Annotated in this window: 24 protein-coding genes; 19 read left to right on the top strand and 5 right to left on the bottom strand. The window is 68.3% G+C overall.

Annotation, left to right across the window (positions count from 1 at the left end; all coding sequences use genetic code 11):
• Window positions 1-4: 4 nt before the first annotated feature.
• On the bottom strand, window positions 5-430 hold the full coding sequence (locus AOM45_RS11685) for a response regulator (protein WP_156094085.1): 426 nt from the start codon (window positions 428-430) through the stop codon (window positions 5-7).
• Between the two features lie 306 nt (window positions 431-736).
• Here AOM45_RS11685 and AOM45_RS11690 point away from each other — a divergent pair, with 306 nt between their 5' ends.
• The 8 genes from AOM45_RS11690 to AOM45_RS11725 all read left to right on the top strand — a co-directional run bounded on the left by AOM45_RS11690 (window position 737) and on the right by AOM45_RS11725 (window position 6,011).
• On the top strand, window positions 737-1,153 hold the full coding sequence (locus AOM45_RS11690; protein WP_030470073.1) for a hypothetical protein: 417 nt from the start codon (window positions 737-739) through the stop codon (window positions 1,151-1,153).
• A gap of 2 nt (window positions 1,154-1,155) precedes the next feature.
• The gene (locus AOM45_RS11695; protein WP_063757114.1) at window positions 1,156-1,845 is read left to right on the top strand and encodes a response regulator transcription factor; all 690 of its coding nucleotides are present in this window, start codon (window positions 1,156-1,158) and stop codon (window positions 1,843-1,845) included.
• Between the two features lie 217 nt (window positions 1,846-2,062).
• Entirely contained in the window at window positions 2,063-2,359 is a 297-nt protein-coding gene (locus AOM45_RS50730; protein ID WP_156094084.1) for a hypothetical protein, read from the top strand.
• A gap of 8 nt (window positions 2,360-2,367) precedes the next feature.
• Window positions 2,368-2,790 (top strand): 6-carboxytetrahydropterin synthase, encoded by a 423-nt coding sequence (locus tag AOM45_RS50735; RefSeq protein WP_156094083.1) that lies wholly within the window; start codon window positions 2,368-2,370, stop codon window positions 2,788-2,790.
• Window positions 2,777-3,160 (top strand): hypothetical protein, encoded by a 384-nt coding sequence (locus tag AOM45_RS11710; RefSeq protein WP_030470069.1) that lies wholly within the window; start codon window positions 2,777-2,779, stop codon window positions 3,158-3,160. The genes AOM45_RS50735 and AOM45_RS11710 overlap by 14 nt, the downstream gene beginning before the upstream one ends.
• A 232-nt stretch (window positions 3,161-3,392) precedes the next feature.
• Window positions 3,393-4,205, top strand: coding sequence for an RNA polymerase sigma factor (locus AOM45_RS11715; RefSeq protein WP_051784096.1), 813 nt, complete (start codon window positions 3,393-3,395; stop codon window positions 4,203-4,205).
• A 231-nt stretch (window positions 4,206-4,436) separates the two neighbouring features.
• Window positions 4,437-5,516: a hypothetical protein gene (locus AOM45_RS11720; protein ID WP_030470067.1), complete on the top strand. Its 1,080-nt coding sequence runs from the start codon at window positions 4,437-4,439 to the stop codon at window positions 5,514-5,516.
• Between the two features lie 108 nt (window positions 5,517-5,624).
• Window positions 5,625-6,011, top strand: a complete 387-nt coding sequence (locus tag AOM45_RS11725; RefSeq protein ID WP_051784095.1) for a histone-like nucleoid-structuring protein Lsr2 — start codon at window positions 5,625-5,627, stop codon at window positions 6,009-6,011.
• Between the two features lie 595 nt (window positions 6,012-6,606).
• On the opposite strand, the gene AOM45_RS11730 is transcribed toward AOM45_RS11725, so the two are convergent.
• The 4 genes from AOM45_RS11730 to AOM45_RS11745 all read right to left on the bottom strand — a co-directional run bounded on the left by AOM45_RS11730 (window position 6,607) and on the right by AOM45_RS11745 (window position 9,668).
• The gene (locus tag AOM45_RS11730; protein ID WP_162185704.1) at window positions 6,607-7,446 is read right to left on the bottom strand and encodes an SAM-dependent methyltransferase; all 840 of its coding nucleotides are present in this window, start codon (window positions 7,444-7,446) and stop codon (window positions 6,607-6,609) included.
• Window positions 7,447-7,800: 354 nt separating this feature from the next.
• Window positions 7,801-8,010, bottom strand: coding sequence for a hypothetical protein (locus tag AOM45_RS11735; RefSeq protein ID WP_030470064.1), 210 nt, complete (start codon window positions 8,008-8,010; stop codon window positions 7,801-7,803).
• Between the two features lie 30 nt (window positions 8,011-8,040).
• Window positions 8,041-8,772: a response regulator transcription factor gene (locus AOM45_RS11740; RefSeq protein WP_051784094.1), complete on the bottom strand. Its 732-nt coding sequence runs from the start codon at window positions 8,770-8,772 to the stop codon at window positions 8,041-8,043.
• Between the two features lie 176 nt (window positions 8,773-8,948).
• The gene (locus tag AOM45_RS11745; RefSeq protein WP_030470062.1) at window positions 8,949-9,668 is read right to left on the bottom strand and encodes a prepilin peptidase; all 720 of its coding nucleotides are present in this window, start codon (window positions 9,666-9,668) and stop codon (window positions 8,949-8,951) included.
• A 192-nt stretch (window positions 9,669-9,860) separates the two neighbouring features.
• On the opposite strand from AOM45_RS11745, the gene AOM45_RS11750 reads away from it, so the two are divergent.
• The 11 genes from AOM45_RS11750 to AOM45_RS11800 all read left to right on the top strand — a co-directional run bounded on the left by AOM45_RS11750 (window position 9,861) and on the right by AOM45_RS11800 (window position 19,297).
• The gene (locus tag AOM45_RS11750) at window positions 9,861-10,067 is read left to right on the top strand and encodes a Flp family type IVb pilin (RefSeq protein ID WP_035911699.1); all 207 of its coding nucleotides are present in this window, start codon (window positions 9,861-9,863) and stop codon (window positions 10,065-10,067) included.
• Between the two features lie 5 nt (window positions 10,068-10,072).
• Window positions 10,073-10,507, top strand: a complete 435-nt coding sequence (locus tag AOM45_RS11755; protein ID WP_063757109.1) for a TadE/TadG family type IV pilus assembly protein — start codon at window positions 10,073-10,075, stop codon at window positions 10,505-10,507.
• On the top strand, window positions 10,495-11,586 hold the full coding sequence (locus AOM45_RS11760; RefSeq protein ID WP_081902387.1) for a pilus assembly protein TadG-related protein: 1,092 nt from the start codon (window positions 10,495-10,497) through the stop codon (window positions 11,584-11,586). The genes AOM45_RS11755 and AOM45_RS11760 overlap by 13 nt, the downstream gene beginning before the upstream one ends.
• 15 nt (window positions 11,587-11,601) lie before the next feature.
• A complete protein-coding gene (gene cpaB / locus AOM45_RS11765; protein ID WP_051784092.1) occupies window positions 11,602-12,372 on the top strand; it encodes a Flp pilus assembly protein CpaB in 771 nt (256 codons plus the stop codon).
• Window positions 12,373-12,464: 92 nt separating this feature from the next.
• On the top strand, window positions 12,465-13,565 hold the full coding sequence (locus AOM45_RS11770; RefSeq protein ID WP_162185703.1) for a CpaE/TadZ family protein: 1,101 nt from the start codon (window positions 12,465-12,467) through the stop codon (window positions 13,563-13,565).
• The gene (locus AOM45_RS11775) at window positions 13,562-14,938 is read left to right on the top strand and encodes a TadA family conjugal transfer-associated ATPase (RefSeq protein ID WP_030470057.1); all 1,377 of its coding nucleotides are present in this window, start codon (window positions 13,562-13,564) and stop codon (window positions 14,936-14,938) included. The genes AOM45_RS11770 and AOM45_RS11775 overlap by 4 nt, the downstream gene beginning before the upstream one ends.
• 5 nt (window positions 14,939-14,943) lie before the next feature.
• On the top strand, window positions 14,944-16,806 hold the full coding sequence (locus tag AOM45_RS11780) for a type II secretion system F family protein (RefSeq protein ID WP_051784090.1): 1,863 nt from the start codon (window positions 14,944-14,946) through the stop codon (window positions 16,804-16,806).
• A gap of 1 nt (window position 16,807) precedes the next feature.
• Complete coding sequence (locus AOM45_RS11785) at window positions 16,808-17,725, top strand: type II secretion system F family protein (RefSeq protein WP_030470055.1); 918 nt, start codon at window positions 16,808-16,810, stop codon at window positions 17,723-17,725.
• Window positions 17,726-17,820: 95 nt separating this feature from the next.
• Entirely contained in the window at window positions 17,821-18,459 is a 639-nt protein-coding gene (locus AOM45_RS11790; protein WP_030470054.1) for a response regulator transcription factor, read from the top strand.
• 116 nt (window positions 18,460-18,575) lie between these two features.
• Window positions 18,576-18,926, top strand: coding sequence for a response regulator (locus tag AOM45_RS11795; RefSeq protein ID WP_051784089.1), 351 nt, complete (start codon window positions 18,576-18,578; stop codon window positions 18,924-18,926).
• Window positions 18,923-19,297, top strand: coding sequence for a response regulator transcription factor (locus AOM45_RS11800; protein ID WP_030470052.1), 375 nt, complete (start codon window positions 18,923-18,925; stop codon window positions 19,295-19,297). Before AOM45_RS11795 ends, AOM45_RS11800 begins: the two co-directional genes overlap by 4 nt.
• The last annotated feature ends 3 nt before the right edge of the window (window positions 19,298-19,300 follow it).

Genomic DNA, 19,300 nt, shown 5'->3' on the forward strand with positions numbered 1-19,300 from the left:
TGCGTCAGCTGGAGCGGATGGCGTCCGGGTGCGTGTACTGTCCGATCTCGACAGTCGTGCGGATCGTGGTGAGCAGCGCCTCGCCGTCCGCGTTGAGGCCGACGAGGCCGCGGACTCCGTGCAGCCGGGCCCAGGCCGCGGCCACGGAGTTGCGGCTGTTCCTGCGCAACAGCGCCACGATCACCAGGTCGGGGAACATCGACGTCAGCAACAACGACAGGTCCCACCGCGGGTCGCTCGCCGAGTCGAGCAGCAACACGTCGGGTTCGTCCGTCTGGCACAGGTGGATCACGGCGTCGCTGTCGGCGGCCGAGCCGATCCACGTCAGCTCCCGGCTTTCCCGGATGATCGGAGCGACGCCTCGCTCCAGCGACGACGCGGAGCTGATCACGGCAACGCGCAACACACGAGCCGGGATGGTACTGATCACGACTGGTCTCCTCCTACTGCGGCCACACGCCGCAACGACGTTGGTAGACACCGGCTTTGCGGCTCGCTTATGCCTGTCCGCCGAAATTCCCCCGCTTCGGTGAACTCCGGTCAACTCGCGTAAGGGGTTCGCTCACCAAGGTCATCAAAAGTTGTGCGTCGATCAACGCGCGGTGAGTCACGTGGTGAAGGAGTCGGCATGTCGCGCCGGAAGGCAGCGGGCAAACATCGATTGGCGCGACCTAAGAAGGAGGTGCGCTCCAGGTGCGGTGCCTGTACGAGGAGGGGACTCGCGGGTGCTCTTCTCGTGCCGCTCGCGGTACTGGCCGGGGCGGCGTTCGACTCCGTCACCAAGGCACCCGACGCGGTCGCCAAGGTGATCGAGAGCGTCGGCGCCGGTGAGCCGGACATCGTGATCGTGACGACGACGGTGGGCATTCCATCGCGCCAGGAGGAGTACTCATCGGCACCGGAAGCGGCGGCCTCGCCGGAGGCGGTCGCCACAGCCTCCTCGGCCGAACCGCAAGCGGTCGCCGCGCCACAGCGGACGATGAGTGACGCTTCGGCCGTGCAGCCTTGTGCCACAGCACGTGGCACGGGTTCGCACGCGTCGAAAGAACCACCGGTGGCCAGCATGTCGGTGAGTGTCCTACCTGGACATTCACGGGAGGGCCGGGACGGGAACGAGGAGTCCCGGCGCGGCCGACCGGCGCGGTGCGGGTGAACATGACGCAGTCGCTGGCCGCGGCCAGGCTCAACACCTGTCGGCAGAACCGGGGCAGACCGCTCCGTGTCGCACTCGTCGACTCGGTGCCGTTGCTCCGCAGCGGCGTCCAGGCCGTCGTCGCCGCGGACCCGAGTCTCACCTGGATCGGTGCGGTGAGCGGCGCGCTCGCCGCCGTCGAGATGTGTGATCGAGGAGCGCCGGACGCGGTCCTGGTCACGTCCGGCAGTGATCCCGGTTGGAAGCTCTGTGAGCTGCTGACACGTCTGTTCAACGGCATGATCGTCGTGGTGCTCATCGGTCCGGAGTCGAGAGGCGCCGAGGCGATGGCTCGGGCACGTCTGCACGGGGCTCGCTCGCTGGTGCCGATCGAGGCGGACTCCGACCGCCTCGTGACCGCGATCAGGCTCGGTGTCGATCTAGGCGATTTCGTGGATCCGCAGCTGCGCGGCTGTTTCGCTCCCGTGCGGCTGTCTGCGGTCGTCCGGGGCGGTAGACCTTTGTCGCGCCGGGAGCTCGAGGTGCTGCACCAGGTTGCGAAGGGGCGGACTGCCGCGGAGATCGCCGACCGTCTCGGCATCGGCACGGAGACCGTCCGGACTCACGTGAACCACGTCCTGCGCAAGCTCGAGGCACGCGACCGGGCACACGCCGTCGCGAAGGCTTTCGAGATGTCTTTGCTGTCCCGCTGAAGCGGAAACTCCTCCGGGTGACTCGGATGGCGGGGCCGTAATGAGGCAGTGGCCCCGAGGTCCACATTCACGGCGACGGATGCCCCGTTGCGGCCGGTCCTTCGGGTTTCACCGGTCGTCATGCCGTCGCTCCCCCGGGCCGTGGTGGCGAGTTTCTCTCCTTCCTCGCCACCACGGTCCTGTATGCGTTCCCGGTCGAATCGACGAGGAGCTGTTGATGACGCACCACCTTCGAAAATGGTCACGGTTGTCGATGTTGCTGAGGCTGGAGCGGCGCAGGCGTGCGGTGTCGTCCACCTCCGAGACCACGATCGACGAGCGGCGCCAGGCGAACGTGGTGGTCCGGCCCAGCCGCGGCTGCGTCGCGGTGGAGGGAGCGTCCTTCGGCCCCGTTTACCTGTCACCGCTGCAGGTAGGTCGGATGCGTGCGGCACTCAGGGATGCCGCGAGCCAGCTGGCGGACCAGGGAAGTCGGCTGTGCACCGCTGCGGATCCGTTCGCGCGACGCTCGTGAAGTGGGACATGTACGAGATCGTCGAGCACTACAACTTCGTTGCCACACACGAAATCTCCGGCCTGCGTCCGACTCATCCGTGCCACGGCGTGCACATGCACCAGTGGTCGGTGGAGGTCGTCCTGCACTCGGCCGGTCTGCTACCCACCAACGCGCCGGCCGAGACCTCGGCCCTCGAGCCGCTGCGACGTTATGTCATGAGTGAACTGGAAGGTCGGCATCTCAACGATCTGCTGGTTGGTGAACCGACGCCGGCGAGGCTTGCCGGTCACTTGGCCGACTGGTGCCGCTGCCACCTCGCCGCATTCGTGGTCGAGACGCTGCAGGGCATCTCGGTGTCGGCCGGCCGGACATCCCGGAGTCGATACCTGGTGTCCAGAGGCCACGGCAACGGTCAGCGAGGGAAGCGGTGCAGCTGTGATCAGTCCTGAGTACCTCGAAGCCGTCAACAGCCACCCCGCCCTGGCGAAGCTGGCGTTGATGGCGCGGCCGGGCACCGGTTGGACCTTCCTGCCGATTTTCGTCGGCGGTTTCCAGTGCATCGGTGGCTTTCGCGAGCGACGAACCGTGACCGACACGATCATCGTGCGCGCGATGGACGACGTGACGGTGGGCCGTCTGCGCAACGAGGACTGCCGCGGGCCACGACGCTCGTCGGTGTCAGGTGTCCTGTGGGAGTACACCGGCACGCTGGACGACGCCGTCGACGAGCTGCACGCGTTGCCGGACCCAGACGACCCGATGGCGCCGAAATTGCTTCGCCCGACATCATCGACGTTTGTGATCAACAACCAGAGATGAAAGCCCGTGTCCAATAGTGAACTCGATGCGCAAGATTGAGTTTCTATTATCATCCCATTGGGGGTGTTGCCCATGAGAGGTCTGCAGACTTCGTCCGGCTGTGTCATCGCGGCACGCCGACCGGGGGGAATTTACCGCACGGTCAAGGCTGACGTACTGCGTTCCGTCACTCCCGGATGTAGTTTTGCCTTGCGCATTGTCCGTCACGATCGCAGAACAAGGGGCAGGTGAGATGAACGAGGATCTCGACAGCCGCGACGACCAGAAAGCCTGCAGTTCGGACTCGTCCCTCCTGCGCGCTGTTCGAGCCGGCGACCGGGATGCCTTCGGTGAGTTGTACCGCAGGTACCACGCCTGTGCGCACAGTTTCGCGTGTCGGCTGCTGGGCACGTCGCAGGGAGCGGACGACCTCGTCGCGGAAGCCTTCACCAAGGTGCTCAACCGGATCGTGTCCGGTGGCGGACCGGCCACGTTGTTCCGCGCCTACCTGCTGACCACGGTGCGCACCACCTTCTACAAGCAGCTCGCCGTCGATCGTCTGGTCGATCGCCAGGCTGATCTCTCCGAGCAGGTGGTGCCGGTCATCGACCGCGATCTCCTGATCGAGAGGCTGGACGCGGACCTTGCGCTGCGCGCGTTGGAAAGCCTGCCGGACCGGTGGCGGACCGTGCTGGTCCAGTTGGAGATCGAGAAGAAGTCGACCTCGACAGTGGCGGGCCTGCTCGGCATTCATCCGAACGCGCTGGCCGCGCTCGCATTCCGGGCACGTGAGGGACTCCGTGTCGCCTACCTGCAGATGCACGTCAACTCGACGGGGGTGGCGGAGTGCAGGCTGTCCGCGAGCAACCTGGCCGCGTGGCTGTGCGGCCGGCTCGGCCAGGGACTGCGAGTTCGCGTCCAGCGCCACATCGCCACCTGCGGTCGATGCACCAGCGCGGCACGGGAGGTCTCCGAACTGTTGACGCAGCTGCGCAGGTCGGCTCCGTTGACCGTCGCGGCGCCCGAGATGCCGAGCATGCAGTTGGTCGATTCTTTTCATGCGTAGCGGCACTCTTCCGACGGTAGGCCGATTCGGGTCGGGCATCCCCAGAATCGGGTTCACGCATCCCCACAATTGGTGATCCGGCTTGGTGTCCGTCTTTCTTTGTGGCTAGTGTTCCACTGCGCCGCTGCCGCGGTTCTGATGCGAATTTCCACTGCGGCGTCGTGTGTGCACCCTCCGTCGATTCACGAGGCTGTCGACCTCGTTCCGAGAATGTGAAACAAGGGAAACGGAATGCAGAAGAAGCTGTACAAGGGCCTCATCGCGGTCGCCGCGGCAGGTGCCGCGGTTCTCGCGAACGGGTTCGGGACCGCCAACGCGCACGTGCAGGAAAACCACATGGCGCCCGCTCCGCAGGAAGCGCCGGTGACCGCGGAGACGCCGCAATATCCTGACGCGACGGTCACGGGCACCCCCGAAGACACCCCCGAGAACGATGTCGTGACGACCACCTCGACCCCTGATGAAGTGCCGACGTGCACGGTGGAGGCGGAGTCGGCCTGCGACGACGCGGTCGTGAACGCGGCCGGCACGGACGCCGGCATCGGTGTGGGCGTGGGCGTCGCTGCTGCCGCTGATGTCGACGCCGCTGTCGACGCGAACGTCGCTGTCGCTGCCGCGGTCGACGCGAACGTCGCTGTCGCCGCTGCCGTCGACGCCGACCTCGCCCTGGCCGCTGGCGTCGGTGTGGGCGTGGGCGTTGATGCCGGTGTCGGTGTCGGTGTCGGCCTGGGTGTGGGTGTCGATGCCGCTGTGGGCGTGGGCGTTGGTGTCGATGCGAACGCCGCGTCCAGCACGAGCATTGACGCGACCGCCGCTTGCGCTGCCGACGCGGACGCGGCCGGCACCGCTGAGGCCGACTGCGACGCTGACGCAGCCGATGCGGCCGACCCGAACTCCGCCGCCGACGCGGCGTCCACGACCACTGACGCCGGCAGCGGTGTCGTGGCCGTCGCGAACGCGAACGCGGATGGCGGTGTGGTGGTCGTCGCGAACGCGGACGCCGGGGTCGGTGTGGGCGTCGGCGTTGCCGCTGCCGCCGATGTGGACGTCGCCGCCGCCGCCGATGTGGACGTCGCCGCAGGCGTCGGTGTGGGTGTCGGGCTGGGCGTGGCCGCTCAGGTCGGTCTCGACGTCGACCTGGCCCTCGCCCTCGGCCTGGGTGTGGACGTCGACGCCGAGGCGGCCGCCGCCGCGGACGTGGATGCGTCGGCCGTCTCCATGAGCGAATGCCCGGACACGGACGCGAACGCTGCGAGCACCTGCCCGGCGAACGTCGCCGGCATCCCGACCGGATCGGCCATCGCGGTCTGATCTGCGCCTGGGCACCGGTTGTGAGCTGCCGGTCGAGCGGGTGCGGGGGGCTTCACGCTCCCCGCACCTTGTCAGGTGCTGCCACATGTCGTTGATGAGGTGAACGCAATGGTGGTGAGGATCATCGTCAACAAGACGGACGATCTGGACGGGGCCAGCGGTGATGACGTGGCCACGGTGTCCTTCGGCGTGGACGGGGTCCACTACGAGATCGACCTGGGCGCGGCTCACCAGGAACGGCTCCGCGCCGCCCTGGCGCGGTTCATCCCGGCGGCCCGCCGGGTGGAGTGGAGCGCCAGTACCTCCTACTCCACCCACGACGACCTCATGGCCCGTATTCGTTCGTGGGCGCAGGAACAGGGCGTCGGCGTGTCCAACCGAGGTCGTATCCCGAACGCGTTGATCGCCGCTTTCAAGGCGGCGCACGAAAGTCGTCCGGACGACATCATGCAGCAGTGTGGCGATCTCCTCGAACCACCTCCCACGCCCGAGTGAGCGCAGTCCGTGTGCGTTGCCTCGGCAGTTCGACGTGCCGCGGTACAGCCGGCCTCCGCTTTCGCGTGGTGGCCTCGGGCTTTGGCCGGGCAGCCAGCCTCAAAACGGCTCCGCAGACGAGGAACGAGATGCCGACGAGGGCGAGATCGTAAAGTGGAACGCCGGTCGGTTGAACCGATTCCAGTGCATTTGACATCGGAGCTCCGAACGTGAGCGGGTCTGTTCACCAAGGCTACGTCGCGCACTGGAGCTCGTGATGTCGCGAAACAGGGTGAAGTCATAACGCGTACCGGTGTGCATCAGTGCCCGTTGCGGCTTGTCCGGCGCTCTGTCGTGTGATGAGAACAGAATTCCATTCGCGCAGGGTGACAAATCTGACGAAGAATGTGTCTTCTATTTTCCGGCGGCGGTTCGGCGCGCTCCTGCTGTTTCAAGGTCGGGCCGGCGCTGGCTTCGACGGGACATTGCCGCGGTCGTGCGGTCCTGCGGCGTGTCCACGGACAGGCGGTGACGGTGGTCCTTCGCAACTCTCCGTCGCCGCTTCGTCCGTGCTGGAGCTCGTCTCAGGGCACGGTGGGCTAGTCCGTGCGGAGCTTCACCGCCTGCGCGCGACTGCTGCGCAGCCGCTGAAGTACTCGGGGTTCTGGTCCGGTTCGGTGTCGGGGTCCGGGAGCCAGAGCGGGATGGGCACGAGGCCCGGCTCGCTGACCTCGAATGCAACCAGCAGATCGCCGACCTCCGCCGCGCTGCGGAAGGCGCACTCGGGCAGCGGCTGGTGGTAGATGTCGCTGTAGAGCGCGATGGCGTCGAGCAGTTGCTCGTCGGGGCAGGTGTGTGAGAGCGCGACCTGGCAGGCCGGTCCCAGCGCGTCCGCGTAGGTGGTCAGCAGCTCCGCCGGGCCGGCGGAGTCGGGAACGTGGTGCAGCACGTCGATGGCGAGCAGGGCCACGGGCTCGTCGAGGTCGAGCAGGCCGTGCAGGTCCGGCGAGTCCAGGATGTGCTCCGGCCGGCGCACATCGGCGTGGAGGTATGCGGTGCGGGTGTCGCCCGCCAGCAACTCGCGCGACTCGGTCACCACGACGGGGTCGATGTCGGTGTAGACCACCCGGCACTCGGGAGCGAGACGCTGTGCCACCTCGTGCACGTTTCCGGCGGCCGGTATTCCGGAGCCCAGATCGACGAATTGGCGAACTCCGTCGTGCACGAGCCGGGTGACCGCACGGCGCAGGAAGTCTCGATGCGTGCGCACCAGGTACGGCAGTTGGGGTGCGCACAACGTGAACTGCTCCGCCAGTCGCCGGTCGGCGGCCGAGTTGTGCGAACCGCCCAGCCAATAATCGCGAACTCGGGCGGTTTTGGGTGTTTGAGCGCCGATGATGCTCGGTGCCCAGATGGGCGGCACGTCTGCGGGAACCGGTGTTTTTGGATTGATCACACCACGCAGTATGTGTCATCGGCGGCCAGCGTCATGATCATAATGCCCAAAATTGGGGATCATTGTGGCCGGGGTGTGCGAGACCCGGCTCTGGTGTGGCAATTGCGCGCTGATCTGATTTCCTCGAAACGTGGTCGAGGCGCCGTGGAGAGGCGAGTCCGTTCATCCCTGAATCTCGGCCTGACCATCCTGTCGTCCCACGGCTTCGCGTGTTCACGCGCCGTGCCGGGCCGCCGCCTCCACCCGGACGTGGCAGGCCCCGGTGCCGGCAGGGGCGCGGATCTGTCTGCCGGCACCGGGGCTGGGTCGTGGTGAGGATTCGGCGGGTCTCAGGCGGTCAGAAGTCGCGGTTGCTCATGGCGTCGTCCTCGGTTGGCTGTCGATCCACAGCCACAGCGCGGCGATGAGCAGGGCCGTCGCGAAAGCTCCCTGCCACGCGGTGGGTTCTGTGATCATCATGACGACGTTGGCGGCGCTCAATAGCCCGTAGACCGCCGCCAGGATGATCTTGACGCGGCGCTTGTCGAGGCCGGTCGCCGAAGTCCGCCCGTTGATGCTGGCCATGTCCAACCTCCTGTGCCCTCAACGTGTTCGTCAACGGCCGGGGCGGCCGGTGATCCCGCTCTCGACGCGCGGCCGCGTGCGCAGCGGAGGCCGGTAGCGGTATCCGACACCGCGAACCGACTCGATCGGCGAGGTGGCCGAGTCGTCCCAGCCGAGCTTGCGGCGGAGTCTGAGCACGGTGAACTTCACGCGCTCTGTCCCGATGCCGGTCGGGTCCTCCCACGCCTCGGCGAGGAGTTGACCGGTGGACAGCGTCGCTCCCGCGTTGCGGGTCAACATGCTCAGCAACCGGAATTCGATCGGGGTAAGGGAGACTTCACGATCGTCCACGTGGACGAGCCTGGACAGAGGGTCGATCTTCAGCGAGCCGTCGTCGTAGACGCGCTCCGACCACCGGGCGGGGCGCGCCCTGCGCAACAGCGCCTCGACCCTGGCCAGCAGTTCGCCGGTGGTGAAGGGTTTGGTCAGGTAATCATCAGCACCGGCACGCAGGCCGCGGATCTTGTCCGACTCCTGGTCACGTGCGCTGAGCAGCAGGACCGGCACGTCGCTGAGATCGCGGACGCGTTCGAGGACGCTCAGTCCGTCCATGCCAGGCAGCCCGATGTCCAGTACGACGAGGTCCGGCTTGGAGTCGTACACGGCCCGAAGCCCGGCCTTGCCCTCGGACACGCGATCCACCTGATAGTTGTTCCTGGCCAGGAGCAGCGCCACGATCCGGGCGATGTCCGGATCGTCCTCGATTACGAGTACACGCGGCATGATCCCTCCTGGTGCTTCACTCACGATCAAACGTATGTGCGCAGCGGAAAGATCACCTTCTCGTCATCCGGCCGTGGCTGCCCCCTGTTCACACCGTGACGATTTCGCGCCGTAGGCCTTCAGGGCGACATCCTTATCACTCGAGCGAGTGGCTAGTGTGGCGTCAGGAACGTGAACTATTGACCTGGAGTGACAAGTAGGACCACGAACGTGGCACAGACCATGAACGGCCCGAGCGGCAGGGCCGTTCGGGCGTCCGCACGTCGCACTGCCAGCAGAACCGCACCGGCCAGTCCACACAGGACGAAGGAGAGCGCGGTCCCCAGCAGGACCGACTGCCATCCAGCCCACCCCAACACCATGCCGAGCGGCCCGGCCAGCTTGACGTCGCCCAGCCCGAGATCCCCCGGCCTGATCAGCGCGAGCACCAGATAGCCTGCCGCGAGCGCGATGCCCGCCAGCACCGCGCGGAGGAACCTGTCGGGCTCGGAGTTCAGCAGCGCCGCACCTGCCAGCAGCGCGGCGATCACCGGGTAGGCGGGCAGAGTGAGCTGGTCCGGCAGCCGGTACACGATCAGGTCGATCGTCGCGAGTGCGATGCACAGAACGGCGAGCCAGGCGAAGGCGATCAGCTCGGGCCGCGGCCCCACCGTGCCGGCGATGGTGCCGAGCACCGCTGCAGACGCGATTTCCGTTGCACCGCACGGCAAGGTGACGCGCTCACGGCAGGACGGGCAGCGGCAGGCGCTCGCCGAGCGGAGTCGGCTGCCGCAGCGCGGGCACGCGGTCCGGTCGGGTGCGCCCGGCGGTACGGAGAGCCGGAAGACCGCGGCGCGGATCCACGGCCCCGCCAGCAGGCCCGTGGCTGCTCCGGCCGAGGCCGTCGTGAGATGCACGCCTGACACGGTAGGGCAGCGTCCACACGGGACGAGGGTTTTGTCCTCCATTCGCACGACAAGACGTCGTCTCCATCGGGTGTTCCGCAAATTCTTCTGGCCGATCGCCCGCTGTTTCGGGGGGTTGCCAGTGCCGCACAGTTGTCCACATCGGGCGGCACCGGATCGCCTGAATCCCAGGAGGAGAACAAGATGTTCACAGCAATCGCTTACCTGCAGCTCTGGATCAGCGCCCGGTTCGACGACCGCGAGCGTGGCGCCACGGCCGTCGAGTACGGCCTGATGGTCGGCCTGATCGCCGTCGCGGTCATCGGCGTCGTCATGACACTCGGCGGCCAGCTCGAAGGGTTGTTCGACGGTGTCAGCGACCAGCTGCCTGCCGCGCCTGCCGGAGCCTGATCGCGATGAGGCCGCCGCTCGGAGCCGATCACGACGGATCGGCTCTCAGGGCGAACCGCGATCGCGGAGCGGCGGCGGTCGAGTTCGCTCTCGTGCTTCCGGTCCTGCTGCTGCTGATGTGCGGCATCGTCGACTTCGGCCGGGCGCTGCACGAACAGGTCGTGCTCACCCAGGCGGCGAGGGAGGGTGCCCGGCTCGCGGCACTGAGCGAACCGGACACGGTCGCCCGCACCCGCGATGCCGCAGGAGCACTGTCCGGAGCGGACGTCAACGTCAGCGTCACGGCCTGTCCCGCCAACCTCGTGGCGGCGGACGCCGTCGTTGAGGTCACTCACCAGTTCACCTTCATCACTCCGATTGCGGCCATCGCCGACACGTTCGGTGGCGACATCGGTCCGATCAATCTCACCGGAAGGGGAGTCATGCGATGTCTCGGCTGATGTCACGGCTGCGGCGCGACGACCGTGGCGCGGTGACCGCGGTGGTCGCGCTCCTGCTGGGCGGCGGGTTGCTGCTCGGCTGTGGCGCGCTCGTCGTCGACGTCGGCCGGCTGTACAACGAACGTGCCCAGTTGCAGAACGCGTCCGACGCGGCAGCGCTCGCACTCGCCCAGGCGTGTGCCGGGGGTACGGGCTGTGCCGGCAGCACCGCGCTGAACTACGCCAACGCGAACTCCGGCGACGGAACGTCCACAGTGGATCTGGTCTGCGGAGCCGACGCGAGAGGACTGCTGGCTCCCTGTCCGTCGGACGACGACGGGGAGGCGGCCGGCTGCCTCGGCGACCGGCCGGCCGGAGGGGAGTTCGTCGAGGTGCGCACGAGCACCCGGCAGGCGGACGGGTCCACTCTGCTGCCTGCGACGTTCGGGCAGGTTCTGCTCGGCTCCGCCTACGAAGGAAGGGGCGTGGCCGCCTGCACTCGAGTGGCGTGGGGCGGCCCCAGGGCGACCTACGGCTTCGGCGTGACGATCTCGCTGTGCGAGTGGAACACGGCCACCGCCGGTGGCACGACGTTCGCGCTGGCGTCCGGAACGGTCCCCGAGAGCTTCGAGCGCGTGCTGAAGCTGCACACCACCTCGGGAACGAGCTGTTCCGGCAACCCGGCCGGCTGGGCACTGCCCGGTGGCTTCGGCTGGCTGGCCGACGCGACGGGTGACTGCCAGGCCTACGTCGACCTCAACGGTGTCTACCTCGCCGACACCGGCGTGAGCGCGTCCAGTGCGTGCAAGGAGGAACTCGCCGACGCCGTGACCGCCGAGACGACTTTGCTGGTGCCGGTGTACGACGGCGCGGGCGGGACCGGGCACGAAGGGTACTTCCACCTGAAGGGCTTCGCCTCCTTCGTGATCACCGGCTACCACCTGCCGAGCGTGAAGATCGCGTCGCGACTGACCTCCAAGTCCTACTGCAAGGGCGACGACAAGTGCGTGTACGGCTACTTCACGACCGCCTTGCTGCCCGCTGACGCCGTGCTCGGTGGCCCCGAGATGGGTGTGAGCGCCGTCCGCATGCTCGGCTGACACCGGAGAAGGATCATGAAACGACGTTTGCTCACCATCGGCCTCACGCTGCTGCTCGCCGCGGTCGGCACCATCTCGGTGCTGCTCTACGTGCGCAACGCCGACGCTCGGGCGCTGGCGGGCAAACGCGCCGTTCCCGTGGTCGTCGCACAGAAGCGCGTGCCCGCGGGCACCACTGCTGGTGCCGCGCTGCGAAACGGCTTGCTCCGGCTGGAGAAAATGCCTGCCGAGACGGTGCCGCAGAACGCGCTGGGAGAAATCGGCGCGGACGTCACCGAGCTGGTGGCGACCGCCGACGTCCAGGCGGGCCAGCTCCTGCTGAAGCCCATGTTCGCGGCCGCCAAGCCTGCGTCGTCCGGCTTGCCCATTCCCGAGGGGAAGGTCGCCGTCAGCATCGAGCTGGGCGCACCGCAGCGAGTCGCCGGCTACGTCAAAGCCGGATCGCAGATCGCGGTGTTCGACACGTACACCGTCATGGACGAGAAGTCCGGCACCCCGTCCGGCGCCGGGCTGGAAAAGCAGCACGAGAGCACGCAGGTCACCCGATTGCTGCTGCCGAAGGTCGAGGTGCTCGCGCTCGGCGCGCCGCCGGTACCGAACGCGAAGCAGGGCGACGGCGCGAGCCAGGGCGGCGTGCTGGTCACGGTCGCGGTGACCCAGGGCGAAGCCGAGCGCCTGATCCAGCGCGCCCAGTTCGGCACCTTGCACTTCGCATTGCTCACAGACAGTTCCCAGATAAGCCAGGGCAACGGAACGAACAGCAAGTCCGTCTTCGGCCCGGCCTAGCAAGAGTGGAAGAGAACATGTCAATCCTGTGCACGAAACAGAGGGCGGTGGTACCGCCGCTAGCCGGAGCGATGGGCGGCGAAGTGTCCCATGTGGACGATCTCACCGCGGCTGAGGGGGTGCTCGCTTCCGACCCGCGCGAGACGCTGGTCGTCATCGGGGCCGATGTGGATCTGATGGAGGCACTCGACTTCGCCTCGGTCCAACGACTTCTGCGTCCCGCGCTGGGTGTCGTCCTGCTGCGTGAGCGGCTCGAGGTGTCCGTGCTGGCGCTCGCCATTCGCGCCGGGGTCCGCGAGGTGGTACCGGAGTCCGACCTCGACCTGGTCGCCGAGTCCTGCCTGCGTTCGCGGGAGCTGTCGCGGGTGACGCCCGACGGCGTCGTGATTCCCGCTCAGCAGTCGACCGAGGGCAAGATCGCGGTCGTGTTCGCGACCAAGGGCGGGTGCGGCAAGACGACCACGGCCACCAACCTGGCGGTCACGTTGCACGCAGGCGGCGCCAACCGGGTCTGCCTGGTGGACCTGGACATCGCTTTCGGCGACGTGGCCATCTCCCTTCAGCTCACCCCGGTCCGCACTCTGGTGGACGCGATGGCGATGGACGGTCAGCTGGACGAGACCGGCGCGTCGGGACTGCTCACGCGCTACCGGCCGGGCCTGGAATGTCTGCTGGCACCGGTGGAACCGGGCGACGCCCAGCAGATTCCCGCCTCTCTCGTCACGGATGTGCTCCGGGTGCTGCGACGCATGTTCGACTACGTCGTCATCGACACGCCGCCGCAGTTCAACGAGCACGTGCTGGCGGTGCTGGACGAAGCCGACCACCACGTTCTGCTCACCACCCCCGACGTGCCGACGCTGAAGAACCTGCGGTTGACCATCGACATGCTCGACCTGCTGTCCTACCCGCGCGACCGGCGCCTCATCGTGCTGAACCGGGAGGACTCGCGGGTCGGGCTCACCGTGACCGACGTCGAGAGCGTCGTGAAGACCGGCGTCGCCGTGCGCGTTCCGGCAAGCCTCGCGGTGCCCGCCTCGATCAACCGGGGCGTGCCGATCACCATCGACCAGCCCGAGCACCGGGTCAGCGCCGGGTTCCGGGAGATCGCCACGCGGATCCTCGCGGGCGCGAAGCACGAGCCCCCGGCTGCCCGGCGCGGATTGTTCGGGTTGAGGAGGCGGTCCGGATGAGGCTGAGCGACCGGCTGGTCCAGCGGACCTCGCCCGCCAGGACCGAGGACGAACCGGTGGTCACCTCCACCGCGGTGCCCGAGGCACGCAGGGACCGCAGTTCCGACCACTTCGCCGCCGTCAAGCGCCGGGTGCACGGGGCGTTGCTGGACACCCTGGGACCCAAGCTCTACGACGAGCAGCTCGACGAGCACGAGCTCGAACTGCGGGTCCGCAACTCGCTGCAGACCGTGCTCGAGCAGGACGAGACCCCGATGACCCTGGCGGACCGCGGCCGGATGGCGACCGACGTCGCCGACGAGATCCTGGGTCACGGTCCGCTGGAACCGCTGTTGCGCGACGCCGACGTCAGCGAGGTCATGGTCAACGGGCCGAACCGCATCTACGTGGAGCGCAAGGGAAAGCTCCAGGCGGTGGACGCGGCTTTCACCGACGAGGGCCACCTGCGCCGGATCATCGACAAGATCGTGTCGCGGGTCGGCAGGCGAGTGGACGAGGCGAGCCCGATGGTGGACGCCCGGCTGCCCGACGGCAGCCGGGTCAACGCCGTCGTGCCGCCCATCGCGCTGGACGGCTCTTCGCTGACGATCCGCAAGTTCGCCACGGACCCGCTCCAGGTCGAGGACCTGATCAGGTTCGGCACGATCAGCCCCGCCGTCGCCGAGCTGCTGTCGGCGTGCGTGCGAGGGCGGCTGAACATCCTGGTGAGCGGCGGCACCGGCTCTGGCAAGACGACGACGCTCAACGTGCTGTCGTCGTTCATCCCGGAAGACGAGCGCATCGTCACCATCGAGGACGCGGCCGAGCTGCAGCTGCGGCAGGACCACGTGCTGCGGATGGAGTCACGCCCGGCGAACGTCGAGAACCGCGGTCAGGTGAGCATCCGGGAGCTCGTCCGCAACTCGCTGCGGATGCGGCCTGACCGCATCGTGGTCGGCGAGGTCCGTGACGGTGCCGCGCTGGACATGCTGCAGGCGATGAACACGGGGCACGACGGGTCGCTGACGACGGCACACGCCAACACGCCGCGCGACGCGCTGTCGAGGCTCGAGACGATGGTGCTCATGGCGGGCGTCGACCTGCCCAGCCGCGCCATCCGCGACCAGGTCAACTCCGCGCTCGACCTGATCATCCAGCAGGCCAGGCTGAAGGACGGCACCCGGCGGATCACGCACATCACCGAGGTGGTCGGCATGGAGGGTGACGTGATCACACTCCAGGACCTCTTCGTGTTCGACTTCGCGGCAGGTGTGGACGAGAACGGGAAGTTCCGCGGCACTCTGCGTTCGACAGGACTGCGCCCCACCTTCGCCGACAGGCTGGCCGAGCACGGCATTCCGCTGCCCGCCGGCCTCTTCTCCTCCGACAGGTGACGCCGATGATCCTCAGGCTGATCGCCGCAGTCATGGTCCTGTGTGGAGCGTCGACGCTCCCAGCGGGCGCCGACCCGACCGCGGAGCTCGGTTCGGCGAAGGTAGAGGACGGACGGATGCACGTCACACTCACCGCACGCGACGTCCCCGATTCGCTCGATCCGGACGGAGTGCGAGTCGAGGTCGACGGCACACCGGTGCCCGCCACCGCGGCCGTGGTCAGTGAACCGCGGCCTGCGCGGGCGGCGCTCGTCGTGCTCGACACGACAGGCACCATGAACGGTGTCCCGATCGCGACGGCCGGCAACGTGGTCACCGCCTACCTGTCGGCGTTGCCCGCGGACGTCCACACCGGACTGGTCACCTTCTCGGACCGGCCCGCGCTGACGGTGCCGGTCACCGCAGACAGGCAGCAGGTGACGGCCGCCCTCGCCGGGGTGGGTGCCGCCGGCAGCAGTGCGCTGAACGACGCGGTGACGCTGGCCGCCCGCAGCCTCGCCGGAGTACCCGGCACCCGCAGGTTGCTCGTGCTGTCCGACGGCGAGGACGCCGACGGTGGCGCCTCGCTCGACGCCACGCTGAAGGTGCTGTCCGAAACAGGTGTCACCGTCGACGTGGTGGAGCTCGACGGTGCGGCCGGGGCGGCGATCGCCGGCCGGAACAGCCTTGCACAGGGCAGCGGCGGCCACCTGGTGGCGGTCGGCGACGCACGGGCGGGTGCGGCGTTGTTCGCGCCGGCCGCTCCTGTGCGGCTCGAGGTGAGCGCCGTCGTGCCCGACCAGCTCTCCGGCAGGCAGGTGCGGCTGACCGTCCGGGTGGGGCACCTCGTCGCGGAGACCGGCGTGCACGCCCCGGACCGGCGCGGCGCCGACATGCCCGCCGTACCGGCCTGGACGTTCGGCACGCTGCTCGGCGTGATCTTCACCGTCCTCTCCGGACTCGGCTGGCTCTGGTTCGGGCGTCGTCGCGTCGTCCGGCGCGCGCGGCGCAGCCGGCTGGCCGAGGTGCGGCGCTACCGCGTGCGTGACGGCGCGGAGCCGGAGACAGGCGCCGTGCGGGAGCCGACGCGGCCGACGCGCCTGCTGCTGGCACTGTGTGAACGGATCATCGACGGCCGCGGCAGGCGTGAGCGGATCGAGTTGGACCTCGACCTGGCGGGCGTCCGACTGCGCCCCGCGGAGTGGTTGCTCGTGCGGTTCGGCATCGCCGTCGTGCTCGGTATGGTCCTCGCGGCGGTCACGGGCGCGCCGATGGTGTGCGGACCGCTCGGGGCCCTGCTCGGGTGGTTCGGCGGACGTTCCTTCCTGAAGTTCCGGATCGGCAGGCGGCGCACGGTGTTCGGTGAACAGCTCCCGGACACGCTCCAACTGGTCGCGGGAGCCCTTCGGTCCGGTTTCTCGCTGGCGCAGGCGCTCGACAGCACGGTGCGCGAGGGCACTCAGCCCATCGCGGGCGAGATCGCCCGGTCACTGGCCCGCACCAGGCTCGGCGTCTCGGTGGAGGACGCCCTTCAGAAAGCCGCCGACCGGATGCGGTGCCAGGATCTCTCCTGGGTGGTGATGGCGATCCGGATCCAGCGCGAGGTCGGCGGGAACCTCGCCGAACTGCTGCTCACCACCGTCAACACCATGCGTGAGCGGGCGACCGTGCGCAGGCAGATCAAGGCGCTCACCGCCGAGGGCCGGATGTCGGCGTACGTGCTGATCTCGCTGCCGATCGGGCTCGGCGTCTGGCTGTTCGCCAGCCGGCGGGACTACATCGAACCGCTCTACACCCGCCCGGCCGGCTGGATGATGCTCGGCGCGACCGCGGTCTGCCTCTGTGTCGGCTGGTTCTGGATGACGAAGATGATCAAGGTGGAGGTCTGAGGTGAGCGGAACGTTCCTGCTCCTGACGGGCGTCGCTGCCGTCGCCGGTGCGCTGGCGCTGGCGGGGGCCCAGGTCGCCACGGCCGCAACGGGTACGGCGCGCGTGTCACGTGGGCTCGCCCAGATCGAGACCACCTACGGCCAGGGTGCCACCGACGTCGCCGACACGGACGGCGAAGCGCTGCCTTCCGCGCTGGACCGGCTGCGCGCGCTCGCCGCCCGAATCTCACCGGCCACCGCCATCGCGTCACTGGAGCACCGGCTCGACCTGGCGGGCAACCCGTCCCGGTGGACCGCCGAACGGGTGATGGCCTTCAAGGGCGTCGGTCTGCTGGGACTGGCGCCGATCGGTGCCCTGTACGGACTCGGGTCGGCGCTGACCCTCGTCGCCTACGCCCTGGCAGGCGCCGCGGTCGGCTTCTTCCTGCCGGACGTGCTGGTGCACAACGCGGCGACCAAGCGCCAGGCGCTCATGGGCAAGGAACTCGCGGACGTGCTGGACATGCTCACGGTGTGCGTCGAGGCCGGGCTGGGCTTCGACGCGGCGGTGTCCCAGGTCGCCCGCAACACCTCCGGTCCGCTGTCGGTGGAGTTCTCCCGCCTCCTGCAGGAGATGCAACTGGGCAAGTCCAGGGTCGAGGCGCTGCGGTCGCTGTCCGGCCGCACCACGGTCGCCGCGGTGCACACGTTCGCCTCGTCGCTGGTCCAGGCGTCCGAACTGGGCATTCCGACCGCACGGGTGCTGCACGAACAAGCCGGCGAGATCCGCGTCAAGCGTCGCCAGGCGGCGGAGGAGAAAGCCCAGAAGGTGCCGGTGAAGATCTTGTTCCCGCTGCTCCTGTGCATCTTCCCCGCGTTGTTCATCATCATCATCGGACCGGCGGGCATCGAGATCTACGACAGCCTGATCGCCGGTTGACCGCAACCGAACGGCAACCGTCCGGCACCCGGCGTGACACCGGAAGTGCCGCTTCATGGAGGACACACAGTGGTCAGCAAGAAGCAGAGGACGTCATGTCGATTCGACTCGTGGTCGTGGACGGTCAGCCCCTCGCCCGGTTCGGGCTCACCCGGCTGCTCGAGGGCGAGACGGACATGGAGATCGTCGGCGAGGCCACCACGGCGGCCGAGGCGATCGCCCTGATCTCCACCACCAAGCCGGACGTGGTGACCGTCGACGTGACACTTCCCGACGGCAACGGGCTGACGCTCGCCAGTGAGCTGCGGGACCGCTGGCAGTCGCTCGGCATCGTCGTGCTCACCTCCAACGGCGAGGACGATGTGTTGTTCCGCGCGATGGAGACCGGTGTGTCGGCGTTCGTGCCGAAGACTTCGACCCTGGTGGAGATCGTCGGCGCGATCAGGCACGCCGCCGTCGCCGCTTCGTCCTTCACCGCCACCGGCCTGGCCGACGCGTTCACCCGGCTGCGGGAGTCGCGTGCGCGTTCCCCGTTGAGCCCGCGTGAGGGCGAGGTGCTGCGCCTGTTGCAGGACGGACTGTCCGTGCCGGGTGTGGCCCGAGCGCTGCACATGAGCACGTCGACGGCCAAGACCTACGTGGCGCGGCTCTACGAGAAGCTCGGCGCTTCCAGCCGCTCGCAGGCGTTGATGACGGCACTGGACCGCGGACTGATCGGCCTGCGCAGCGCCTGACCACAGTGGACGGTCCCCAGTTTGCGGTATTCGACGGCCTCTCGCCACGAACCCTGTGTCAGCATCGGGTTCCCGGGCTGGTCCGGTAGGCGTGAGCAGAGCGACCGGAGGTGTCCGTGGTCTCCAAGGTGCTGGTGATCGAGGACGATCAGGACATCCTCGGTCTGCTCGCGCGCCACCTCCGGGACATGGGGCACGAGGTCGTGCTGGCACAGACAGGCGAGCGAGGACTCGACCTGGCGCGCGCCGATCCACCGGACGTGGTGGTCGTCGACATCGTGCTGCCCGGCAAGGACGGCCGGTGGGTGATCCGCGAACTGCGGGCCGACCCCCGAACCCGGCATTGCCAGGTCGTCGTCACGTCGATGCTCGACCCCGCCGACATCCGCGTCGACGACGTCGACGGAATGCTGCTCAAGCCGTTCGACCGCGCCGCCGTGTGGGCGGCGCTTGGGAGGGTGTCATGACCGCCGTGGTCATCGCGGAGGACGACGCCGACATTCGCGATCTACTGGTGTTCAAGCTGATGCAGGACGGGTTCGACGTCAGGGCCGTCGGGGACGGGCCGGCGGCGCTGGACGCCGTCGCGACGGAGCGCCCGGACCTCGTCATCCTCGACGTGATGATGCCCGGCATGTCCGGCCTCGACGTCTGCCAGAGACTGCGGTCCGAGCAGGCGACGAAGAACTTGCCGGTGATTCTGCTGACCGCTCGTGCCCAGGAGGCCGACGTCGAGTCCGGCTTCGGGGTGGGTGCGGACGACTACGTGACCAAGCCGTTCAGTCCCCGCGAACTGCTCAGCAGGGTGCACGCCGTGCTGGCCAGGGTCGGCCAGTGAATT

The sequence above is a fragment of the Lentzea aerocolonigenes genome, from assembly GCF_000974445.1.
GTDB classification, from domain to species: domain Bacteria; phylum Actinomycetota; class Actinomycetes; order Mycobacteriales; family Pseudonocardiaceae; genus Lentzea; species Lentzea aerocolonigenes.